Annotated in this window: 23 protein-coding genes and 1 tRNA gene; 15 read left to right on the top strand and 9 right to left on the bottom strand. The window is 64.1% G+C overall.

The window, feature by feature from the left end; all coding sequences use genetic code 11:
- The first annotated feature begins 69 nt into the window (after positions 1–69).
- The 3 genes from AC3WLE_RS26050 (at position 70) to AC3WLE_RS26040 (ending at position 3,525) form a co-directional block, all read left to right on the top strand.
- Positions 70–1,635: a methyl-accepting chemotaxis protein gene (locus AC3WLE_RS26050; protein ID WP_492319933.1), complete on the top strand. Its 1,566-nt coding sequence runs from the start codon at positions 70–72 to the stop codon at positions 1,633–1,635.
- Between the two features lie 110 nt (positions 1,636–1,745).
- The gene (locus tag AC3WLE_RS26045) at positions 1,746–2,834 is read left to right on the top strand and encodes an enoyl-CoA hydratase/isomerase family protein (RefSeq protein WP_492319934.1); all 1,089 of its coding nucleotides are present in this window, start codon (positions 1,746–1,748) and stop codon (positions 2,832–2,834) included.
- A gap of 130 nt (positions 2,835–2,964) precedes the next feature.
- Complete coding sequence (locus AC3WLE_RS26040; protein ID WP_492319935.1) at positions 2,965–3,525, top strand: NADPH-dependent FMN reductase; 561 nt, start codon at positions 2,965–2,967, stop codon at positions 3,523–3,525.
- 114 nt (positions 3,526–3,639) lie between these two features.
- Here the strand turns inward: AC3WLE_RS26040 and AC3WLE_RS26035 are convergent, their stop codons facing one another.
- Positions 3,640–3,975, bottom strand: coding sequence for a hypothetical protein (locus tag AC3WLE_RS26035; protein WP_492319936.1), 336 nt, complete (start codon positions 3,973–3,975; stop codon positions 3,640–3,642).
- Between the two features lie 629 nt (positions 3,976–4,604).
- Between AC3WLE_RS26035 and dusA the strand changes: the two genes are divergently transcribed.
- From dusA to AC3WLE_RS26020, 3 genes are all read left to right on the top strand, one after another.
- A complete protein-coding gene (gene dusA / locus AC3WLE_RS26030; protein ID WP_492319937.1) occupies positions 4,605–5,642 on the top strand; it encodes a tRNA dihydrouridine(20/20a) synthase DusA in 1,038 nt (345 codons plus the stop codon).
- Between the two features lie 982 nt (positions 5,643–6,624).
- Positions 6,625–6,933 (top strand): hypothetical protein, encoded by a 309-nt coding sequence (locus AC3WLE_RS26025; RefSeq protein WP_492356955.1) that lies wholly within the window; start codon positions 6,625–6,627, stop codon positions 6,931–6,933.
- Between the two features lie 106 nt (positions 6,934–7,039).
- A tRNA-His gene (locus AC3WLE_RS26020) sits at positions 7,040–7,115 on the top strand.
- 100 nt (positions 7,116–7,215) lie between these two features.
- On the opposite strand, the gene AC3WLE_RS26015 is transcribed toward AC3WLE_RS26020, so the two are convergent.
- From AC3WLE_RS26015 to AC3WLE_RS26005, 3 genes are all read right to left on the bottom strand, one after another.
- Positions 7,216–7,437 (bottom strand): DUF2188 domain-containing protein, encoded by a 222-nt coding sequence (locus tag AC3WLE_RS26015; RefSeq protein WP_492352287.1) that lies wholly within the window; start codon positions 7,435–7,437, stop codon positions 7,216–7,218.
- Between the two features lie 449 nt (positions 7,438–7,886).
- Positions 7,887–8,150, bottom strand: a complete 264-nt coding sequence (locus AC3WLE_RS26010) for a DUF2188 domain-containing protein (protein WP_492340334.1) — start codon at positions 8,148–8,150, stop codon at positions 7,887–7,889.
- A gap of 283 nt (positions 8,151–8,433) precedes the next feature.
- Positions 8,434–8,730: a hypothetical protein gene (locus AC3WLE_RS26005; RefSeq protein WP_492319938.1), complete on the bottom strand. Its 297-nt coding sequence runs from the start codon at positions 8,728–8,730 to the stop codon at positions 8,434–8,436.
- Positions 8,731–9,343: 613 nt separating this feature from the next.
- Between AC3WLE_RS26005 and AC3WLE_RS26000 the strand changes: the two genes are divergently transcribed.
- Positions 9,344–9,691, top strand: a complete 348-nt coding sequence (locus tag AC3WLE_RS26000) for a hypothetical protein (RefSeq protein WP_492319939.1) — start codon at positions 9,344–9,346, stop codon at positions 9,689–9,691.
- Positions 9,692–9,730: 39 nt separating this feature from the next.
- Here the strand turns inward: AC3WLE_RS26000 and AC3WLE_RS25995 are convergent, their stop codons facing one another.
- Entirely contained in the window at positions 9,731–9,901 is a 171-nt protein-coding gene (locus tag AC3WLE_RS25995; protein ID WP_010809510.1) for a hypothetical protein, read from the bottom strand.
- A gap of 110 nt (positions 9,902–10,011) precedes the next feature.
- Entirely contained in the window at positions 10,012–10,665 is a 654-nt protein-coding gene (gene lexA / locus AC3WLE_RS25990) for a transcriptional repressor LexA (RefSeq protein WP_013957143.1), read from the bottom strand.
- A gap of 255 nt (positions 10,666–10,920) precedes the next feature.
- Between lexA and AC3WLE_RS25985 the strand changes: the two genes are divergently transcribed.
- From AC3WLE_RS25985 to AC3WLE_RS25950, 8 genes are all read left to right on the top strand, one after another.
- The gene (locus AC3WLE_RS25985; RefSeq protein WP_492352288.1) at positions 10,921–11,913 is read left to right on the top strand and encodes an asparaginase; all 993 of its coding nucleotides are present in this window, start codon (positions 10,921–10,923) and stop codon (positions 11,911–11,913) included.
- Between the two features lie 118 nt (positions 11,914–12,031).
- Positions 12,032–12,406 carry a 30S ribosomal protein S6 gene (gene rpsF, locus AC3WLE_RS25980; RefSeq protein ID WP_010809513.1) on the top strand — a complete coding sequence of 125 codons (375 nt, stop codon included), beginning with the start codon at positions 12,032–12,034 and terminating at the stop codon, positions 12,404–12,406.
- A 77-nt stretch (positions 12,407–12,483) separates the two neighbouring features.
- On the top strand, positions 12,484–12,783 hold the full coding sequence (gene priB, locus AC3WLE_RS25975) for a primosomal replication protein N (protein ID WP_492319941.1): 300 nt from the start codon (positions 12,484–12,486) through the stop codon (positions 12,781–12,783).
- A gap of 3 nt (positions 12,784–12,786) precedes the next feature.
- Positions 12,787–13,065: a 30S ribosomal protein S18 gene (gene rpsR / locus AC3WLE_RS25970; protein ID WP_006163606.1), complete on the top strand. Its 279-nt coding sequence runs from the start codon at positions 12,787–12,789 to the stop codon at positions 13,063–13,065.
- A 32-nt stretch (positions 13,066–13,097) separates the two neighbouring features.
- Positions 13,098–13,550: a 50S ribosomal protein L9 gene (gene rplI, locus AC3WLE_RS25965; RefSeq protein ID WP_492319942.1), complete on the top strand. Its 453-nt coding sequence runs from the start codon at positions 13,098–13,100 to the stop codon at positions 13,548–13,550.
- 160 nt (positions 13,551–13,710) lie between these two features.
- Positions 13,711–15,102, top strand: coding sequence for a replicative DNA helicase (locus tag AC3WLE_RS25960; RefSeq protein ID WP_492352289.1), 1,392 nt, complete (start codon positions 13,711–13,713; stop codon positions 15,100–15,102).
- Positions 15,103–15,291: 189 nt separating this feature from the next.
- A complete protein-coding gene (locus AC3WLE_RS25955) occupies positions 15,292–15,918 on the top strand; it encodes a DUF47 domain-containing protein (protein WP_010809517.1) in 627 nt (208 codons plus the stop codon).
- 13 nt (positions 15,919–15,931) lie between these two features.
- The gene (locus AC3WLE_RS25950) at positions 15,932–16,939 is read left to right on the top strand and encodes an inorganic phosphate transporter (RefSeq protein ID WP_010809518.1); all 1,008 of its coding nucleotides are present in this window, start codon (positions 15,932–15,934) and stop codon (positions 16,937–16,939) included.
- A gap of 61 nt (positions 16,940–17,000) precedes the next feature.
- Here AC3WLE_RS25950 and AC3WLE_RS25945 read toward each other — a convergent pair whose 3' ends face one another.
- The 3 genes from AC3WLE_RS25945 to AC3WLE_RS25935 form a co-directional block, all read right to left on the bottom strand.
- Positions 17,001–17,672, bottom strand: a complete 672-nt coding sequence (locus AC3WLE_RS25945; protein ID WP_492319943.1) for a C40 family peptidase — start codon at positions 17,670–17,672, stop codon at positions 17,001–17,003.
- 47 nt (positions 17,673–17,719) lie between these two features.
- Positions 17,720–18,181, bottom strand: a complete 462-nt coding sequence (locus AC3WLE_RS25940; RefSeq protein WP_492319944.1) for a hypothetical protein — start codon at positions 18,179–18,181, stop codon at positions 17,720–17,722.
- A 137-nt stretch (positions 18,182–18,318) separates the two neighbouring features.
- A complete protein-coding gene (locus AC3WLE_RS25935) occupies positions 18,319–20,022 on the bottom strand; it encodes a PhoH family protein (RefSeq protein ID WP_010810471.1) in 1,704 nt (567 codons plus the stop codon).
- Positions 20,023–20,215: the final 193 nt, after the last annotated feature.

The raw sequence follows: 20,215 nt of genomic DNA, 5'->3' as shown, positions 1-20,215 counted from the left end.
GTAGTTGAACAGGGCGGCGGCGCGGCTCGCGCTCCCGATTTCCCCGATTCCTCTTCCCCCGGAGCCTTCATGTTCAAGAACACTACCATCGGAGCCAGATTGTGGTTCCTCACCATCGTCACAAACTTGTTGTTGTTGATTGTCGGCGCAGTGGGTTGGCTCGGCATGTCGCGCAGCAACGAGGCGACGCACCAGATCTATGGGCAGCAGCTGTCGGCCGCGGTCAACCTGGCCGAAGCGCGTTCGAACCAGCTGCTGGTGCGCGTACTGCTGGACCAGGCGACCTTCGCCACGGACCCCGCCGATGCCAAGGCGCGCGCCGCGACCGCGGAAGGCTTTGCGCGCGATTCAGAGAAGGCCTGGCAGGCATATCTCGCCTTGCCGCGCTCGGCTGACGAAGCCAGGGCGGTGGAGGATGTCACCGCCAAGCGCGATGCGCTCTTCAAGCAGGGTGTCGCGCCGATGATCACTGCGCTGCATGCCGGCGACCGCGATGGCGTGATGAAGGCCGTGCTCGAAACCATCCCGCAGCTCGACATCGCCTTCACCGCCGTCAATGCCGAACTGAACAAGCTGCAGGTGGCCAGCGCCAAGCAGGTCTACGAGGCATCGCAGCAACGCTATCGCAACCTGTTCGCGCTGTCGGCATGCGTGCTGGCAGTGGGCCTGGCATTCAGCACCGTGGTGGCATGGCGCCTGCGCCGTTCGATCGTGCAGCCGCTGGATACTGCGATCGGGCGTTTCGAGAAGATCGCGGGTGGCGACCTGAGCGTCGCCGCTTCCGGCGGCGAGGTGCTGGCCGATGAGTCGGCGCGCAACGAGACCGCGCGCATGCTCGGCATGCTGGGCCGGATGCAGGCCAGCCTGGTGGCCATGGTGGGCGACGTGCGTGGCGGCGCGGACTCGATTGCCTCGGCCAGCAAGCAGATCGCCAGCGGCAACGCCGACCTGTCGCAGCGTACCGAGCAGCAGGCGGCCTCGCTGGAAGAGACCGCCTCCAGCATGGAGGAACTGACCAGTACCGTGCGCCAGAATGCCGACAGCGCGCGCGAGGCCCGCGGGCTCGCAACGGATGCCGCGACCCTGGCCGAGCGCGGCAGCGAGGCCGTGCTGCGCGTGGTCAACGTCATGCAATCGATCGATGCCAGCTCGGGCAAGATCGTCGACATCATCGACGTGATCGAGAAGGTTGCGTTCCAGACCAATATCCTGGCGCTGAACGCGGCCGTGGAAGCCGCGCGTGCCGGCGAGCACGGCCGGGGGTTTGCCGTGGTGGCCGGCGATGTGCGCGACCTGGCGCAGCGCTGCGCCGGCGCATCGAAGGAGATCCGCGCGCTGATCGGCGCCTCGGTGGCCAATGTGCGTGAGGGCTCGGAGCTGGTCGATGACGCCGGCCGGGCGATGCAGGACATCGTCGACGCGGTGCAGCGTGTCAGCGCCATCATCGGCGATATCAGCGCGGCCTCGGACGAGCAGTCCAACGGCATCGAGCAGGTCAACGTGGCGGTATCGCAGATGGACAGCATGACGCAGCAGAATGCGGCGCTGGTGGAGCAGGCGGCCGCCGCGGCGGCATCGCTCGAAGACCAGGCGCAGCGCCTGACCTCGCTGGTGGCGACGTTCCGGCTGGCCTGACGGTGCCGGGCGCATGCGCAGTGACTGCACATGCGCAGCAAGCTGCCCACAGGGGTGCGCTCGCCGATGCGACTGGCGTAAAATCGCGAGTTGCATTGGAGGAGTACGACATGACTGAATTCGTCACGACCGAGGTCCGCGGTGGCATCGGATACCTGACGCTGAACCGCCCGCAGGCGCTCAACGCCCTGTCGCTCGACATGATCCGCGCCATCACCCAGGCGCTGCAGACTTGGGCCGCCGCACCCGAGGTGGCGGCCGTGGTGGTCGCCGGTGCCGGCGGCAAGGCCTTCTGCGCCGGGGGCGATATCCGCTATTTCCACAAGGCTGCGCACGAAGGCAACCCGCTGCTCGACCAGTTCTTTGTCGAGGAATACGCGCTGAACTTCCTGATCCACCGCTATGCCAAGCCCTATATCGCACTGATGGACGGCGTGGTGATGGGCGGCGGCATGGGCATCTCGCAAGGGGCGCGGCTGCGCCTGGTCACCGATCGCACCAAGATGGCGATGCCGGAAACCAATATCGGCCTGTTCCCGGATGTGGGCGGCGGCTGGTTCCTGGCGCGCACGCCGGGCCGCATCGGCGAGTACCTGGGGCTGACCGGCACCGTGATCCATGCCGCCGACGCGCTCTACGCCGGGCTGGCCGATGCCTATCTGCCGGGCAACCGGCTGGCCGAGCTGGTCGATTCGCTGCGCACGCAGCAGTTTGCCAGCGGCGACGCCGTGCTGGCGCACATCGAAGGCTTTACCGCTGCGCACCGCGATGACTGCGCGCCGGCGCACAGCACGCTGGCCGGGCTGTCGGCACAGATCGACAGCCTGTTCGCTGGCAACACCATGCCGGACATCCTCGCCGCCGTCAGCGACGCCCCGGGCGACTGGGCCGCGCAGACCGCCGCCATGCTGCGCAGCCGCTCGCCGCTGATGCTGTGCGTGACGCTGGAGCAGATCCGCCGTGCGCGCAGCATGTCGCTCGAAGACGAACTGCGCATGGAACTGGACATGATGCATTACGTGTTCCGCAACGGCGACGGTGTCGAGGGCATCCGCGCACTGGCTGTCGACAAGGACCACAAGCCGCGCTGGCAGCATGCGCGGCTTGATGATGTCAGCCGCGAGAAGGTGCTGTCGTTCTTCGACAGCCCGTGGCGCGCCGAGGAACATCCGCTGGCGTCGCTCGGCAAGACTGCCTGACATCCGCTGCGCAGGACGTGGCGGCGCCGACTCGGGGTAGAGTGACGGCTGGACCGGCGCACGCGGCCAGGCCAACCCTGGCCGCGTGCGCCGTCCGCGTCATTCCGTCCACACAGTCAAAGGAGCCGCAATGAGTAATCCTCGTGATGTCGTTGTACTGGTGGGAAGCCTGCGCAAGGAGTCATACAACCGCAAACTGGCCAAGGCGCTGATCGCGCTGGCGCCGCAGCAACTCAAGCTGGAGATTGTCGAGATCGGCGAGCTGCAGCTGTACAACCAGGACCTGGACGACAAACCTACCCAGGCCTGGACCACGTTCCGCGACCGCGTCCGCCGCGCCGACGCCGTGTTGTTCGTGACCCCGGAATACAACCGCTCCGTGCCCGCGCCGCTGAAGAACGCCATCGACGTGGGCTCGCGGCCCTATGGCAGCAGCGTCTGGGACGGCAAGCCTGGCGCCGTCATCAGCGCTTCGCCCGGCGCCATCGGTGGCTTCGGTGCCAACCAGCACCTGCGCCAGTCGATGGTGTTCCTCAATGTCCCGATGCTGCAGCAGCCTGAGGCGTATATCAGCGGGGTCGACAAGCTGCTTGATGAGCAGGGCGGGATCGCCAACGAATCGACCAAGGGCTTTCTCGGCAAATTTCTGACGACGTTTGCAGGCTGGATCGAGCGGACTGCGCCGCGCTGATACTGCCGGGGCGGGGCGCTGTGAACCTCGACGCGGTAGCCTGTAACCGCGGTTGGGGGGACGTGTCAGGTTACGAAGGCGTGCGCATCCGCCCCGGCTCCTGTCAGCGAACGGTCAGAGGTCGAGTCGAGAACCGTCGAGTGCCATCCATGCCCAGAGGAGAAGCACCGGCATCCCGGCCAGCGAGCGCAGCCAAATGCTGCGGTTCATTGCCAGCAACGCCCAAATTGCAAGTGAGCAACCAAGCAGGAGTGCGAAGCACGACAGCAGGTAGTTCGCCTGTGATTGATATGCCAACATCGCCGCAGATGGTCCTTGGCCGCCGAACGGATAGTTCTCAGGGCCTGTCCAGGCTCCCCATATCACTACCAGCATCAGCATGGCGACGAGACCGAGGATGCTGGAACCGACAGCCTTAATAGCGAACTTCCAGTTCCATGTCTTTGGCATAGTACAAAAACTCCTTGGCAAAGGAATTCATTGAACTGGTGAGGTCGATGCAACCTGCAGAGCCAGGGTAGCTTCCGCCATGGATCGTGAAATTGCCTCGGCCAAACACGTTTGTCCCCGGGCGTGGCTGCAACCCAATGCGCCGGGTTCCCCAGGCTGTCGTACAGCCGGCCATCGCCCGGCCTTGATGTTGATGAGCCTGAGAATGCAGGCAGCTCTGTTGAAGATGCTTGTAACTTCCCAGCGTTGAAAATCATCCTGCCGCGCGGTGGTGTGGGGCCCCTGTCAGGGGCGGGCGCGCACGTTCCCATTTGCACGCAGAGGGCTTCGGGAATCAATCAGCGTAGTCCGAATGTGCATGTTATCTGTGCTGCACGTCTTCTATTTCTTGTGACATTGGATGGCCGTGCTGACCTAGCCCCAGTTAAGCCGTACACGCGGAATGATGCCAAGGGGGCGTTTCAGCATCGCGAGTGCACCTGCGTTGCTTCGATCGATCCCGATCTGCCCTCGATGGTAAACTCAAGCGCTTCCGCTCATCAGCGAACTTGCCGTTTCCCGGCAGGCTGACGAGGCAGTTTTTGAGTTTTTCTATAGTAGGAATATCGGTCCAGGCGGATCGTTGTGAAATGACTGATTATCAAGGGAAGATCGCTGCTGCAAGCCCGCGCCGGGTGTCCGTGGCCCCGATGATGGACTGGACCGACCGCCATTGCCGCATGTTCCACCGCCAGCTCAGCCGCCACACCTGGCTGTACACCGAGATGGTGACCACCGGCGCGCTGCTGCATGGCGACGTCCCGCGCCATCTGGATTTCGATGCGGCCGAACACCCGGTCGCGCTGCAGTTGGGCGGGAGCGAGCCGGCAGATCTTGCGATGGCGGCCAAGCTGGGCCAGCAATGGGGCTATGCGGAAGTCAACCTGAACTGCGGCTGCCCGTCCGAGCGCGTGCAGCGCGGGGCCTTCGGCGCGTGCCTGATGGCCGAGCCGCAACTGGTGGCCGACTGCGTCAAGGCGATGCGCGATGCGGTGGATATCCCGGTCACCGTCAAGCATCGCATCGGCATCGACAAGATTGAGCACTACGATTTTGTTCGTGATTTCGTCGGCCGGGTGGCCGAGGCGGGTTGCGGCACGTTTATCGTCCACGCGCGCAATGCGATCCTGAAGGGCCTGAGCCCGAAAGAAAACCGTGAGATTCCGCCGCTGCGCTATGAGGTGGCGTACCAGCTGAAGCAGGAGTTTCCTGAGCTGGAGATCCTGATCAACGGTGGCATCGTCAGCTATGACGAGATGGCGGCCCACCTCGAGCACGTCGATGGCGTGATGATCGGTCGCGAGGCATACCATCAGCCCTATGTATTGGCCGAAATGGATGCGCGCTTCTATGGCGATGCGAGTGCGCCGGCGCCGTCGCGGCTCGATGTCGAGCTGGCGATGCAGCGCTATATCGGCGACCTGGTGGAGCGGGGTGGCTATATGGGCGCGGTCACGCGCCACATGCTTGGCCTGCATCGTGGCATCGCGGGCGGGCGAGGCTGGCGCCGCGTGCTGTCGGATGCCAAGCGCATGAATGCGACACGCACGCGAGCCGATGTGGATGCACTGTTCGAAGAGGCGCGCGCGCACTTGCAGCCGCAGGCACAAGAGCCTCTGGCCGCGTAAGCGAGCGTGGGCTGCGCGCGCTCTGCCGAGGGCGCGCTCTAACTCCGAATCGTGAAAATGTGCATGGCTGCGCGGGGGTACCGCGCGCCGCACTTGCAATGCCTGATCGCCCGGAAACCGGCGCCAGGAAAGGGATTCCCCTAATTCGCTGAGGCAGGGCACTTTCATACACTGTGCCTGCCCTCGAATACAGGGCTTTCTTCAACTGATTATTAGCCCGCTTCGGCGGGCTTTTTTTTCGTCGGCGTTCTCTTGTTGCTACGCCAGGCTTGTTGCTCTTCGTTTACCCGAATGGTGCATTCCCGGGATGGCAGTTACAGTGCAACCGCCTTCAGGGCATTTGAGATCGCTAAATTTAAGAGTCCGCGCTGCGGACTCTTTTTTTTGCGCGCTCGCTTTGCATGCGCTGACGAGGGGATTAGACGGTTGCCCTCGTAAAGAGTTCCATCGGTCACGCCAGCAGGCTAGCGCGTATGACTGATGCCTACGTCCAGCGTGCCGTAGGTCGTGATGCTCGATTCCCTGCCGTCGACCCCGCCGCCAGCGCATCCGCCGAGCAAGGCCGCCAATGCCGTCAGCGCAAGAATCCGCGCAGGCCATCTACACTTGATTTGCATTCCCGTTTCCTGCCGTTCGTAGACGTGTCGATTTTGTCGATGACGTCGGTTGGGCTCTCAGATGCTCGTGAGGTTCCTTCGCCAGGTGCTGGCGCCACGACAATGAGAAGGCAGAGTGGCCAAAAAGAGGCAGGCGGCCCGATGGGGCGGGCCGCCTGACGGGAAGGTCGAGGGGGGTCAATGTCCCTCAGGCACAAGTATCGCTTCGCGCATTTGCGGCATGAACCCTGCAGAGGTAGGGGCTGTGCACAGCATATTTCCGCGAGCGAATCAGCGGCAGGCGCGAAGGTGCCAGCCGGGCGGGCGCCCTGGTCGGCGGCCGTGATACGATCCCTCGCATTGCCCCAGGCGAGACAAGGCATGGCATGCGGACCGATGCCGGCAGGGGGAGCAGCGTGGAAAAAGAAAACGTGGAAAACGAAGCGCCGTTCGGCGTTGTCTATGAAGACTTCAGGGTGATCTGGGTTGCCGAGCAACTGCAGGACGGCAAATGGACGGCACGCTACTGCTGGCATCCCGGCACTTCGGAAGCCGCTGGCAAGGCGTTGCAGGAAGCCGTGCTGAATGGCAAGTCGCGCCGCCTGTTGGGGCAGTTCGATACCGAAGCGGAGGCCGTCGAAGCCATCAAGCAGGCAGTGCTGCTTGAGGCAAAGTGGAGTCCGTCCAGAACCTGAGTTTTTCTCTCAAAAAAATTGTGCGGGATACTAGCCATCCCGGGAAACTGTTTGTATAATCTTGGTTTTCGTCGATCAGCAACGAAACGCGCTGATGACCTCTACGGTGGCTGTAGCTCAGTTGGTAGAGTCCAGGATTGTGATTCCTGTCGTCGTGGGTTCGAGTCCCATCAGCCACCCCAAAGTATCCTTGCAAAACAGCGCCTTATACAGGCGCTGTTTTGCTTTCCGGTCACCGCGCTCGGCCGCATAGGCGCCGGCGGCTGCCGGCTGGCCACAGCGTCACCCCTTAATGTCGCGCGGGTCGTTTCCGAAGGAGTTTCTCTCCCGGATCTGGCCATCTAGGCCGTGAATCAGCAGTTCGACCTTCTTTTCTTGGGCGCGCTTGGTGCCGGCGGCGATGGCCTCCGCTTGTGTGTCGAATGTCTCCCGTCCGTGGCCGCCTTCCGCCTCAACGGCCCAGCGGTCACCAGCAGGTACAACATGGATGTTCTGGCCTGGCATGGCTGTCTCCTTGAAGTTGATGGAGCCAGTCTCCGCGCGACCCGCAGGCGCCGGTATCAGGCGCTGTCCGACAAGTGATAGCGGACGAGTCGCGGATTTCCTGCGGGGCACGCACGCCTGTCGCAGTCAGATAAGCTACAGCCCACGAGACCGCGACTTTGCCGGCTCATTGCAACGAGAGATTTCGCATGCACTTGGCGTAAATCACATGGTGGCTACGGCCGCTTCACCTTGACGATTTGGCGAGCACTACTGTCCAAGTGCCAGTGACTGATGGATCGCAGTGGGCCGTAGAAACCGATGATCCAAGTCGCGCACGTGCAATCTATCCGTCTCGTTCATTTGGCAATGGACCGCGATGCCGCTCTAATGATCCATGGCGCAGGGGGGCGAGACGAGATTGATTTCAGTGACTGCGAGACTCCGTTTCCGCGGGCAGGTCTTGCCACTCAGCTCAGCGTCGGTGCAAGCGGTAGCCGGCCGGCAACGGCACGCCTCCCGCATGCGGCGTCGCCAAAGCACTTTCGCCTGCGAATCAGTCCGTCACGGCCATGGATGATCAAATCGGCCTTCTCCTGCCGAGCCATTGCTGTACCTGCATCAATGGCCGCCTCCCGGGAGGGGAAGAATTGACGGTCGGTGGACCCATCCTCAATTTCAACTATCCATTGAAGACCTTCGACTCGTACGACATGTATGTTTCTTCCTGGCATGACCATCTCCTGAAGTCGCTGGATCCAGTTTCTGCATGCCACTCGCCCTCCGGTATCAGGCGCCGTCTGACAAGAGGAGCCCGCACTGAGGCGGGCTTCGAGTCACGCCCTGAGATTGGCGCCAGGGGGCGCCGAGCGTGAAAGCGGTTGGCCGTCAGGCATCCTGAGTCCGGTCGGATGAACGAGCAAGCCTGATCGGCCGCGCCCAACTACATCTTTGGCATGCTGCATATAGTGCCGCTACCGGCAGCCAGCTTCCCGGGGGTGTAGTTGCCTGGCTGCGCTATTGCCGTTCAGCCGGCTCAGCCCGATAGGCCGACCAGTAGTAGTGGCTGTGTCGGTTGTGGCGGGCCAGCTTCTTCTCGATGAAAAGTCGCACGGTGCCGAGGTGCCCGGCCTCGACCAGGACCGCATGATGGCTTGGCCCGTCGTGCGTGGCGCGAGGCAACGTCTGCAGGCCAGCGGCAATGTAGTGCCCCTGAACTCGACTGAGAATGCCGTTTGCGCCGGGAGCCGGGAACGGCTCGGCGGTTGCGGTCGGAAGATGGCAGCCTGCCGCGCGTTTTTTGCTGTTGCCCATGCTCAGCTCCGACCGGGGACGATGCGCACGCCGTCCCGAGAAACCTCGATCTGAGGCTGGTGGCCGTAAGCCCGCAACAGCCGGACATTTTCCCGGGCGGAACTCGGAATGTCTTTCTTGCGCACCAGGGCGCTGCTGGTGATGCGGAAGGTGCCGCAGCTTGGGCAACGGTAGAGGTAGCCATGAGATGGGGCGCGAGTGCGCTCGGCGGCAGTGCCGCAGATGGGGCAGTTTGCAGGTTCGGGCGACATGGCGGGGCATATATGAGTACTGTATGGATATACAGTATAGCTACTCGTAGGGTCGCTGCGAAAGCAACCAGAGGTAATTTCTGTCGGGTGGGGTATGCGACACAAATTAGCCGTGTGCCCGTGGGAATACTCGATATATAATCCCCGACCTAGAGCCGTATGCGGGCTTCCAGTATTCCCACGAACTACCCGGAACCCCGCGTCGTTATTAGCTTGGTGGCTAAGATTGAGATTCCTGTTGTCGTGGGTTCGAGTCCCATCAGCCACCCCAAAGCATTTCCCAGAACGGCGCCTCGCGAGGGCGCCGTTCTGCATTTCCCGGGGGTGGTATGTCTGTTCGAGCGGCAGCGGTTGGCGTAGCGATGGCAGCCATGGTGGCAGGGTGTGCCACCGGCACTTCTGAAAAGGACATTCGCGCGCGTGCGCCGATGCGCTTGTTCACGCCCGCCAAGATGGGTGAGGTTGCGAAATGCCTGCGCAACAATCTGGGCGATGACGCCGCGGTCGTCAACTATCCGGCGAAGAGCCAGACCGAGATCCGCATCGGCCAGACCACGTCTGGCGGTGAATACCAATACGCCTATCTGATTTCGCTGACGGCGAAGCAGGATGGTACGGCGCTGGAGCTGCGCAAGAGCGATACTTGGTTCCCGCAGCTGACGCCGACGGAGCTGGAAGCCGAAGCCAAGGCGTGTGCGCCGCGTAGCTGAGGGCGGCGCCCGCAGCTGCTCGGAGACAGTCGGCAGATTTCAGGCGGCCAGCTTTTCGGCGGTTTCGAGTTCAAGCATGCGGCAGATCGCCGCCATGCTGCCGACCATGGTGCGGCGCTGCGTACCCTGGTAGACGCGTACGCCCTTGCTCTGGCGGAACGGCACAGGCTTGACCGGGCGACGGGCGGCGACTTGGTGGATTTGCGGCATGGTGGCACCTCTTTTAGGCAAAGCGGGGTCAACACCCGGCAAGCCGGGCGGCGTCTGCAAAGCAATGGAAGCGGGTGGGCCCGCGCAGGCGGTTGGCCTGCGGTGCCCGGTTAGAAGCCGGAGGATCGGATCAGCCCGACGGCGATGCCTTCCAGCGAGAACTCCTCGCCAGGCTCCACGATGATGTTGGTGAAGTCCGGGTTTTCTGCGATCAGTTCGATATGGCCACCGCGACGCTGCAGGCGCTTGACGGTCACGTCATCACCCAGGCGCGCCACCACGATCTTGCCGTTGGCGGCTTCGCTGGCGCGGCGCACGGCCAGCAGGTCGCCGTCGAGGATGCCGGCATCGCGCATGCTCAGGCCGCGCACTCGCAGCAGGTAATCGGGGCGTTCGTCGAAGACCGAGGCGTCGACCTGGTACTGGCGGTCGATATGCTCGGCGGCGAGTATCGGGCTGCCGGCGGCAACGCGGCCCACCAGCGGCAGCGTCAGCTGCATCACGCCGGCCATCGGCAACGAAAACTGGTCGGGCATTTCCGAATCGCTGCGTGCCACCTTCAGGCGGATGCCGCGTGAAGCGCCCGGGGTCAGTTCGATCACGCCCTTGCGTGCCAGCGCCCTCAGGTGTTCTTCCGCGGCATTGGGCGAGGAGAAGCCAAACTCTGCGGCGATTTCGGCGCGCGTGGGCGGAAAGCCGGTGCGGCGGATCGTGTTGCGGATCAGATCGAAAATCTGCTGCTGCCGGGGTGTCAGGGTCGCCATGGGATCGCCGTTCCGTGCGGGGCCGCGGGGTTTCGGGTAAGAGGATCGGTCGATCCTTTATCCTGCATCCGTCTGGCCGGGCACTGTATGTTTAAACAGTATGCTGTGATTTTATACAGTATCGGCCTGAGCGCAAGCAGAATTTTTGGGGCGTGTCTCATGGACGGAATGCGGATCACCGGCGAGAGCCGCGGCGAGGCGGGGCGCGCCCGTTACAATCGGCATTCCTGCCTTTCCACTTTCTTTGCACGCTCCATGACCCAATTGCCTCGCATCGTCGTACTGGCCACCGGCGGCACCATTGCTGGCGCGGCCGGAAACTCTGCCAGCAGCGCACGCTACCAGGCGGCGACCGTGCCGGTGTCGTCGTTGCTGGCAGCGGTGCCCGCGCTGCAGTCGGCGGCTCGCATCGAGGCCGAGCAGGTGGCCCAGGTCGACAGCAAGGACATGACCTTCACGCTCTGGCAAACGCTGGCGGCGCGGGTTGAGCACTGGTCCGCGCAGCCCGACGTGGCTGGCATCGTGATCACCCACGGCACCGATACGCTGGAAGAAACTGCGATGGCGCTGCACCTGACGCAATCGTGTCCGGTGCCCGTGGTGATGACGGCGGCAATGCGGCCGTCGACGTCGCTGTCGGCCGATGGGCCGCTGAACCTGCTGGATGCGGTGCGCGTGGCCGCTCATCCCGATGCGCGCGGCAAGGGTGTGCTGGTGGTGCTGAACCAGCAGATCCACGCTGCGCGGGATGTGGCCAAGGCCCACACGTCGGCGGTGGACGCCTTTGTTTCGGCCTGCGGGCCGCTGGGTTTCGTGCAGGACGACTACGTGCGCTTCGCCCGCGCGCCACGCGTGGCCTGGGTGATCGGGCCGATGCCGGCGGCGTGGCCGATGGTGGAGATCGTGGCGAGCTACGCGCAGCCGGGCAGGGTGGCAGTGGATGCGCTGGTCCGCGCGGGTGTTGCCGGGCTGGTGGTGGCTGCCGCCGGCAATGGCTCGGTGCATGAGGTGCTGGCCGAGGCGCTGGCCGATGCCGCTGCCGCGGGCGTGGCCGTGGTGCGCAGTTCCCGCACCGGGGCCGGCCATGTGGCGATTCCGCCCCAGCTCAGCCCGACGGATGGAGCTTTTGTTTCCGCAACGGACCTCAATCCCTATAAGGCGCGCGTGCTGCTGGCCCTGGCGCTGGCAGCCGACTCAGGCCTGGCGCGGGATCCGGCAAGGCTGCAGGCCGTGTTTGCCAACGCCTGATTTGTCTGTGTAATCAGCGGCTTGCGCACTTGCCGCCATGCGGGCTATAATCTAAGGCTATTCAACCTTGCCACACCGGACTCGTGACGCCCGGGTGGCTAATCCAAAAGGAGCGTCAATGCGTCATTACGAAATCGTCTTCATCGTCCACCCGGACCAGAGCGAACAAGTGCCGGCCATGATCGAGCGCTACAAGCAGCTCGTGACCTCGCAGAACGGCAACGTTCACCGCGTGGAAGACTGGGGCCGTCGCCAGATGGCTTACATGATCCAGAAGCTGGCCAAGGCTCACTACGTTTGCCTGAACATCGAATGCGGCAAGGAAACGCTGGCTGAACTGGAACACGCGTTCAAGTTCAACGACGCCGTCCTGCGCCACCTGATCGTGCAGACCAAGAAGGCCGAGACTGCACCTTCGCCGATGATGAAGGAAGTGCAGCGCGAAGAAGCCCGCAAGGCCGCGCAAACGACCACCGAAGGCCAGGCCGCCTGAGTGCGGACTGCGGTGCGCGCCATGGCTGACAGCGTCGGCCACGGCAGCATGGATTGCAACCAGCAAGAGGTCCCGCGTTGAACCAGCTTCGGCTTGCCGCCACCCTGGCGGAACGCGATGCCCTGCGCTATACCCCGGCCGGGGTCCCCGTCGTGAACTGCATCCTGCAGTACAGCGGCGAGGCCGTCGAGGCGCAAACGCCGCGGCAGGTCGAGTTTGCAATCGCAGCGATGGGGGTCGGACAGGTTGGCCAGCGTCTGGAGCGGTTACCGCTCGGCACGCTGCTCGACTGCGAAGGATTCCTGGCCCGCAAGCACCGCAACAGCAAGGCTCTCGTCTTTCACATCACTGGATGTAAAGCATTCGAAAAGGATTGAATCATGGCATTCGTCAAACGTGACAACAAGAACAAGAAGCGCTTCCAGCAACAGAACCCGCTGTTCAAGCGCAAGCGCTTCTGCCGCTTCACCGTGGCTGGCGTGGAACAGATCGACTACAAGGATCTGGACACCCTGAAGGACTTCATCGGCGACAACGGCAAGATCACGCCGGCCCGCCTGACCGGTACCAAGGCTCACTATCAGCGTCAGCTGGATACGGCCATCAAGCGTGCGCGTTTCCTCGCGCTGATGCCGTACACCGACCTGCACAAGAACTGATCAGGCCCTAGGTCCGTTAAGGAGAGAATACGATGCAAATTATTCTGCTGGAAAAAGTCATCAACCTGGGCAACCTGGGTGACATCGTCAAGGTGAAGGACGGTTACGCCCGTAACTTCCTGATCCCGGGCAAGAAGGCCCGCCGTGCTACGCAAACCGCGATCGCCGAATTCGAAGTCAAGCGCGCCGAGCTGGAAAAGGCCGCTGCCGAGAAGCTGGCCGCCGCGCAAGCCGAAGGCGAGAAGCTGAACGGTCTGAGCGTCCAGATCAGCCAGAAGTCGGGTGTGGACGGCCGCCTGTTCGGTTCCGTGACCAACGCCGACATCGCTGAAGCCCTGGCTGGCCAAGGCTTCAAGCTGGAAAAGGCCCAGGTTCGCATGCCGAATGGTCCGCTGAAGATGGTGGGCGACCACCCGGTCAGCGTTGCGCTGCACACGGACGTCGTGGTCGACGTGACCGTGTCGGTCGTGGGTGAGAGCGTCTAAGGACGTGCCGCCTTGCCGGCGCGCTGCGCCGGCTGAAGCGCCGCAAGCAAAAAAGGCAGGAGCCCCGGCTCCTGCCTTTTTTTGTTGCCCGCTTGTCTTTGCCTGCCCGGTCGCCAAATGTCCGGCGAAGTGCGTCCTCCCGCCGTTATAATCCCTCCCCATGAACGCGCCTGTCGCCGACCCCCAACTCGAGAACCTCAAGGTCCCGCCGCATTCCATCGAAGCCGAGCAATCGGTGCTGGGTGGCCTGCTGCTGGACAACGCCGCCTGGGACCGCATTGCGGACTTCATTTCCGAGGCGGATTTCTACCGTTTTGACCACCGGATGATCTTTCAGAGCATCGCCCGGTTGATCTCGGCCACCAAGCCGGCCGACGTGATCACGGTCTATGAAATGCTGCAGGTCGCCGGCAAGGCCGAGGAGGTGGGCGGGCTGGCCTACCTGAATTCGCTGGCGCAGAACACGCCCAGCGCGGCCAATATCCGCCGCTACGCGGAGATCGTGCGCGAGCGCTCGGTGCTGCGCAAGCTGGTGACGGCGGCCGACGATATCGCCTCGGCCGCGTTCGCGCCCAAGGGCCGCGAGGTGCGCGAGCTGCTGGATGAGGCCGAATCCAAGGTCTTTGCGATTGCCGAAGAAGGCTCGCGCGGCCAGAAGGGCTTCCAGGAAATCCAGCCGCTGCTGACCCAGGTGGTCGAGCGCATCGACGAGCTGTACCACCGCGACTCCACCACCGACGTCACCGGCGTCCCGACCGGCTTCATCGACCTGGACAAGATGACCAGCGGCATGCAGCCGGGCGACCTGGTCATCGTTGCCGGCCGTCCGTCGATGGGCAAGACGGCGTTCTCGCTGAACATCGGCGAGCACGTGGCGGTGGAGCAGGGCTTGCCGGTGGCCGTGTTCTCGATGGAAATGGCGGGCACCCAGCTGGCCATGCGTATGCTTGGCTCGGTCGGCCGCCTCGACCAGCACCGGCTGCGTACCGGCCGCCTGCTGGATGAGGACTGGCCGCGGCTGACGCATGCGATCCAGCGCATGAACGACACGCAGTTGTTCATCGACGAGACGCCGGCACTGAACCCGATGGAACTCCGTGCCCGTTCGCGGCGCCTGGCGCGCCAGTGCGGGCAGCTTGGCCTGATCATCATCGATTACCTCCAGCTGATGTCAGGTTCGGGCGGCGGCGAGAACCGCGCCACGGAAATTTCCGAAATCTCCCGTTCGCTCAAGGGTCTGGCCAAGGAACTCAACTGTCCGGTGATTGCACTGTCGCAGCTGAACCGAAGCCTGGAACAGCGTCCCAACAAGCGTCCGGTGATGTCCGACCTGCGCGAATCCGGCGCTATCGAACAGGATGCCGACGTGATCCTGTTCATCTACCGCGACGAAGTTTATAACGCGGATTCCCAGGACAAGGGCACGGCCGAGATCATTATCGGCAAGCAGCGTAACGGCCCGATCGGCACGGTGCGCCTGACCTTCCTCGGCCAGTTCACGAAGTTTGACAACTTCAGCGGCGGCCCGGCTTTCTTCGACAACGACAACTGACGAAGTCAAGCCGGCCTGCAATAGTCTGTGCGGCGCCGTCTCGTTTGTGCCAAATTCGCGGGCAATATCCCCGTAACCCTGTAAAATATTGCGCTTTGATGACAGTCGCCCTCGCGGCTGTCATGCAACGCGTCCGCTCAATCCGCAACACAATCCGCAGCGTCTGCACGCTGCCACAAGGAACATTCCATGTTCGGCCGATTCATGCCCACGGAGGGCAAGTTCTTCGAATATTTCAACCAGCATGCCGACTGCGCGGTGACCGCCGCCCATGAGCTCCAGGCACTGGTCAACGACTTGCCCAACGCCGAGGCCCATGCCCGCCGCGTCCAGGCCACCGAAAAGAAGGCCGACCGGATCACGCACGACACCATCGACCTGCTGCACAAGACCTTCATCACGCCGCTGGACCGCGACGAGATCCACAAGCTCATCACGACCATGGACGACATCCTGGACCTGATGGAAGACGTGGCCGAGACCATCTCGCTGTACGACGTGACCAACCTGACCGACGAGGCGCTGCGCCTGGCGGCCATCTGCGTGCAGTGCTGCGACCAGGTCAAGATCGCGGTGGGCCTGCTCGAGGACATGGGCAATGCCAGCACCATCCTGAAGACCGCCCAGCAGATCGACCAGCTTGAATCTGAAGCCGACCGCGTGATGCGCTCGGCGATGTCCAAGCTGTTCCGCGACGAGACCGACGTCAAGCGCCTGATCAAGCTGAAGGCCATCTACGAACAGCTCGAGACGATCACCGACAAGTGCGAGGACGTCGCCAACATCATCGAAGGCATCGTCCTGGAAAACGCCTGAGGCGGCAATCGGCATGCAGACCATACAAATGAGCCTGTGGGTGATCGCCTTGCTGGTGGCGCTCGCGCTGCTGTTCGACTTCATGAACGGCTTCCACGACGCGGCCAACTCGATTGCCACGGTGGTGTCCACCGGCGTGCTCAAGCCGCACCATGCGGTGGCAATGGCGGCGATGTGCAACGTCGTCGCAATCTTTGTCTTTCACCTGAAGGTGGCGGCCACGGTGGGGACCGGCACCATCGACGTCAATATCGTCGACCACTACGTGATATTCGGGGCCCTGGTCGGGGCGATCGCCTGGAACGTCATCACCTGGTACTACGGCATCCCGTCGTCGTCGTCGCATGCGCTGATCGGCGGGCTGGTGGGCGCGGCGGTGGCCAAGGCCGGCACGGGCGCGCTGGTGGGCAGCGGCCTGCTGAAGACGGTGGCGTTCATCCTGGTCTCGCCGTTGCTGGGCTTCCTGCTCGGTTCGCTGATGATGGTGATGGTGGGCTGGACCTTCTTCCGCACGCCGCCGTCGCGGGTGGACCGCTGGTTCCGCCGGCTGCAGCTGGTTTCAGCCTCGCTGTACAGCCTGGGCCACGGCGGCAATGACGCGCAGAAGACCATCGGCATCATCTGGATGCTGCTGATCGCCAGCGGCCATGTGGTCGCCGGCGGCCAGCCGCCGACCTGGGTGATCGTCAGCTGCTACGTGGCCATCGGCATGGGCACGCTGTTCGGCGGCTGGCGGATCGTGCGCACCATGGGCCAGAAGATCACCAAGCTCAAGCCGGTCGGCGGCTTCTGCGCCGAGACGGGCGGGGCGATTACGCTGTTCTTTGCCTCGGCGCTGGGCGTGCCGGTATCGACCACGCATACCATCACCGGCGCCATCGTCGGCGTCGGCTCGGCGCAGAAGATGTCGGCGGTGCGCTGGGGCGTGGCCGGCAATATCGTCTGGGCCTGGGTGCTGACGATCCCGGCGTCGGCCTTCATGGCGGCGATCGCATGGTGGATCGGGCGGCATATCCTGTAAGGCAGGGGGCGGCCGTACCAACAAAAAGCCAGGCTGATGCCTGGCTTTTTGTTTGGGCGCTTCACTGGTTGGCGAAGGCAGCGATGGGATCGTCGTCGACCGGAAGCGGAGCCGGCGCGGGCTCAGGCAGCGGTGGCGCGGCCGGGGGTGCCACCGGCGCCGGCGGCTGGTTGACCGCCGCGACCACGCGGCGCGCGCCGTTGTAGCGCGCGGCCCAGTAAGGCTTGCCCATGTCTTCGAGACGGACCGTGCCGCCGGACGACGGTGCATGGACAAAGCGGTTCTGTCCGACGTAGATGCCCACGTGCGAATTGGCGCGGCCGGTGGTGTTGAAGAACACCAGGTCGCCGGATGCCACCTCGCTGCGGTCCAGCGAGCTGCCGCGGGTGCCCATCGCCTCGGTGGTGCGGGGCAGGTTCACATTGGCCGCGCGCGACACCACGTAGCGCACCAGCCCGCTGCAGTCGAAGCCGGAGTCCGGCGTATTGCCGCCGTAGCGATAGGGTGTGCCGACCAGGGACATCGCCTGGATCGAAATCTCTTCCAGTCCGGCGCTGGGGTCGATCATGGGCTTGCCCGGCGTGCGCGGCAGGCCGGCGTGGCGCGAAGGCGGGGAACTGGCGCAGGCCGCCAGCAGCAGGGCGGCGGCGCAGAGCAGCGGCAGCCGGACCTGGACAAGCAGGCCCTGTGCACGCAATGGATGGGTAGGAATTCGGGTACGGCGCAATGGCATCCTGGGCTTCCGGTCGCAGGCCTGCCGGCGCACCGGAAGCCTTGCCGCTACCAGCGTAGCTGGGCGTTGCGCGTACCGGTGCTGACCTTGATGGACTTGGCCTGGCCCTTGTAACTGGCCTCGATATTGTAGCTGCCTTCGGGCGCACGTATCAGGCAGCGCGGGCCGGCGGCGCGGAAGCTGGCGACTTCCTGCTCGTCGCGCACCAGCCTGACCGCCACGTCCGACAGGAATTCACCGTTCGCACCCTGTGTGAACAGGATGCCCATGTTGAAGTCCTTTTCCTTCGCGGCCAGCGCCTGGCGCTCGTCCTCGGCGACACCGCCGCAGACGTAGCTGACCGGGCCCATGGTGCGGATCACCATTTCTTCGGCGGCGGCATGGGCCGGGCGCCAGCTGGCGGCCAGCGCGATGCCGGCGGCTGCCAGCATGGCCAGCGCAAGGCGCTGCCTGTGCTGGCTGCGGGCAACGGCAGGCGCATGCCTGCCGGGCAGATGCTGGGTATTCATCGACGCCTCCAGTGGGGATGCGGGGCAACGGCAAACATGGGGCCATCATAGCCCCAAAGTGCTTGCCGTTGACGACGGCGCTCAGGCACTGCGGGCGCGCCCCGCCACCGGCTGGGCGCGCCCTCAGGTTGCCGGTGTCAGAGCACGTCGCCGGCGTGGTCGGCCAGGCGCGAGCGTTCGCCGCGCGCCAGCGTGATATGGCCGCTGTGGCTCCAGCCCTTGAAGCGGTCGACCACGTAGGTCAGGCCCGACGAACCCTCGGTCAGGTACGGCGTGTCGATCTGCGCGATATTGCCCAGGCAGATGATCTTGGTGCCGGGGCCCGCGCGCGTCACCAGCGTCTTCATCTGCTTGGGCGTCAGGTTCTGTGCCTCGTCGATGATGACGAACTTGTTGACGAAGGTGCGTCCGCGCATGAAGTTCATGCTCTTGACCTTGATGCGCGACCGGATCAGCTCCTGCGTGGCGGCGCGTCCCCAGTCGCCGGCGCTGTCGTCGCTCTTCTGCAGCACCTCGAGGTTGTCGTCGAACGCGCCCATCCAGGGCTGCATCTTCTCTTCCTCGGTGCCGGGCAGGAAGCCGATGTCTTCGCCCACCGGCACCGTCGCGCGCGTGACGATGATCTCGTTGTACTGCTTCTGGTCCAGCACCTGTTCCAGCCCGGCTGCCAGCGCCAGCAGGGTCTTGCCGGTGCCGGCCTGGCCGAGCAGCGTGACGAAGTCGATGTCCGGGTTCATCAGCAGGTTGAGCGCGAAGTTCTGCTCGCGGTTGCGGGCGGTAACGCTCCACACATTGTTCTTGTGGTGCGTGTAGTCCTTGAGCGTCTGCAGCAGCGCGGTCTTGCCGTTGATCTCCTTGACCTGCGCGTACAGCGGCAGGCTGCCGTCGACCGGTTCCAGGTAGACGAACTGGTTGACCAGGAACGACGGCACCAGCGGCCCGGTGAGCCGGTAGAACATGGCGCCTGACTTCGGGTCCTGCCAGCTTTCCACGCCCTTGCCGTGCCTGGTCCAGAAGTCGCCGGGCAGCTGCAGCACGCCGGCATAGAGCAGGTCCTTGTCTTCCAGGACCTGGTCGTTGAAGTAGTCTTCGGCCGGCAGGCCCAGTGCGCGCGCCTTAATGCGCATGTTGATGTCTTTCGACACCAGCACGACCTGGCGCTCGGGGTACTGCTGCTGCAGCGCGCTGACCACGCCCAGGATCTGGTTGTCGGCCTTGCCCTGCGGCAGGCCTTCAGGCAACTTGATGTCGTTCAGGCGCGTCTGGAAGAACAGCTTGCCCTGCGCATCGCGGTTGCCCAGCTTGGCCAGCGGCAGGCCTTCGTCGAGCACGCCGTCGGTGCCGCCCACCAGCGAATCGAGCGTGCGGCTGACCATGCGCGCGTTGCGCGCGACTTCGCTCATGCCCTTCTTGTGGTTGTCCAGTTCTTCGAGCGTCATCATCGGCAGATAGATGTCGTGTTCCTCGAAGCGGAACAGCGAGGCCGGGTCGTGCATCAGCACGTTGGTGTCGAGCACGAACAGCTTGCTCGGGCCTTCGGACTTGCGGGCGCGGCGCGTGGGGCCGGTGGACGGCTTGACCAGGCTGACCGGTGCGGCATTGACGGCAGGCGTCGATACGGCCGGGGTCTCGGTGCTGCGGGCACGGGTGCCACCGGCGGCGCGGGCCTGGACCTCAGGCACCTCGGTGTCGCCGGTTTCCAGCAATGCCACGCGCTCGAGCGCCGGCACAGGTTTCTTGCCCTGTGTGGCGGCTTTGGCCTTGGGCACCGCGGAGACCGGAGCAAACTCGCTCGGATCCAGCAATTGGGCAGGCTTGGCGGGCATGGTAGGCAGCGGCATGCTTGGCATTCCTTTCAGGGGGACAAGAAGGGGGCGAGGGTGTCCGTGCCGCGACGCCGCGATACGTCGTGGCGGCCGATGGCCGGGGCATGCATGCGCGAGGCTCCCGGCGCGGACAGGCATGAGCACAGACGCGGCTGCAAACAAAAAAGCCGCCATGCCTGCATAACAGGATTGGCGGCTCTTTTGCGGA

This window comes from Cupriavidus sp. FW306-1B-F12B (assembly GCF_058781795.1).
This window is presented reverse-complemented; position numbering and strand designations above follow the sequence as displayed.

Bases quoted from the DNA above. Each gene is read 5' to 3' on its own strand.
- AC3WLE_RS26045 (WP_492319934.1), top strand. From the start codon at position 1,746: ATGACTGAATTCGTCACGACCGAGGTCCGCGGTGGCATCGGATACCTG.
- AC3WLE_RS25955 (WP_010809517.1), top strand. From the start codon at position 15,292: ATGTTCGGCCGATTCATGCCCACGGAGGGCAAGTTCTTCGAATATTTC.
- AC3WLE_RS26005 (WP_492319938.1), bottom strand. From the start codon at position 8,730: ATGGGCAACAGCAAAAAACGCGCGGCAGGCTGCCATCTTCCGACCGCA.
- AC3WLE_RS25940 (WP_492319944.1), bottom strand. From the start codon at position 18,181: ATGAATACCCAGCATCTGCCCGGCAGGCATGCGCCTGCCGTTGCCCGC.
- AC3WLE_RS25985 (WP_492352288.1), top strand. From the start codon at position 10,921: ATGACCCAATTGCCTCGCATCGTCGTACTGGCCACCGGCGGCACCATT.
- dusA (WP_492319937.1), top strand. From the start codon at position 4,605: ATGACTGATTATCAAGGGAAGATCGCTGCTGCAAGCCCGCGCCGGGTG.
- AC3WLE_RS26035 (WP_492319936.1), bottom strand. From the start codon at position 3,975: ATGCCAAAGACATGGAACTGGAAGTTCGCTATTAAGGCTGTCGGTTCC.
- AC3WLE_RS25995 (WP_010809510.1), bottom strand. From the start codon at position 9,901: ATGCCGCAAATCCACCAAGTCGCCGCCCGTCGCCCGGTCAAGCCTGTG.
- rpsF (WP_010809513.1), top strand. From the start codon at position 12,032: ATGCGTCATTACGAAATCGTCTTCATCGTCCACCCGGACCAGAGCGAA.
- AC3WLE_RS26025 (WP_492356955.1), top strand. From the start codon at position 6,625: ATGCGGACCGATGCCGGCAGGGGGAGCAGCGTGGAAAAAGAAAACGTG.
- rpsR (WP_006163606.1), top strand. From the start codon at position 12,787: ATGGCATTCGTCAAACGTGACAACAAGAACAAGAAGCGCTTCCAGCAA.
- rplI (WP_492319942.1), top strand. From the start codon at position 13,098: ATGCAAATTATTCTGCTGGAAAAAGTCATCAACCTGGGCAACCTGGGT.
- AC3WLE_RS26010 (WP_492340334.1), bottom strand. From the start codon at position 8,150: ATGCCAGGAAGAAACATACATGTCGTACGAGTCGAAGGTCTTCAATGG.
- AC3WLE_RS26050 (WP_492319933.1), top strand. From the start codon at position 70: ATGTTCAAGAACACTACCATCGGAGCCAGATTGTGGTTCCTCACCATC.
- AC3WLE_RS26015 (WP_492352287.1), bottom strand. From the start codon at position 7,437: ATGCCAGGCCAGAACATCCATGTTGTACCTGCTGGTGACCGCTGGGCC.
- AC3WLE_RS26000 (WP_492319939.1), top strand. From the start codon at position 9,344: ATGGCAGCCATGGTGGCAGGGTGTGCCACCGGCACTTCTGAAAAGGAC.
- AC3WLE_RS25945 (WP_492319943.1), bottom strand. From the start codon at position 17,672: ATGCCATTGCGCCGTACCCGAATTCCTACCCATCCATTGCGTGCACAG.
- AC3WLE_RS26040 (WP_492319935.1), top strand. From the start codon at position 2,965: ATGAGTAATCCTCGTGATGTCGTTGTACTGGTGGGAAGCCTGCGCAAG.
- AC3WLE_RS25950 (WP_010809518.1), top strand. From the start codon at position 15,932: ATGCAGACCATACAAATGAGCCTGTGGGTGATCGCCTTGCTGGTGGCG.
- lexA (WP_013957143.1), bottom strand. From the start codon at position 10,665: ATGGCGACCCTGACACCCCGGCAGCAGCAGATTTTCGATCTGATCCGC.
- AC3WLE_RS25960 (WP_492352289.1), top strand. From the start codon at position 13,711: ATGAACGCGCCTGTCGCCGACCCCCAACTCGAGAACCTCAAGGTCCCG.
- AC3WLE_RS25935 (WP_010810471.1), bottom strand. From the start codon at position 20,022: ATGCCGCTGCCTACCATGCCCGCCAAGCCTGCCCAATTGCTGGATCCG.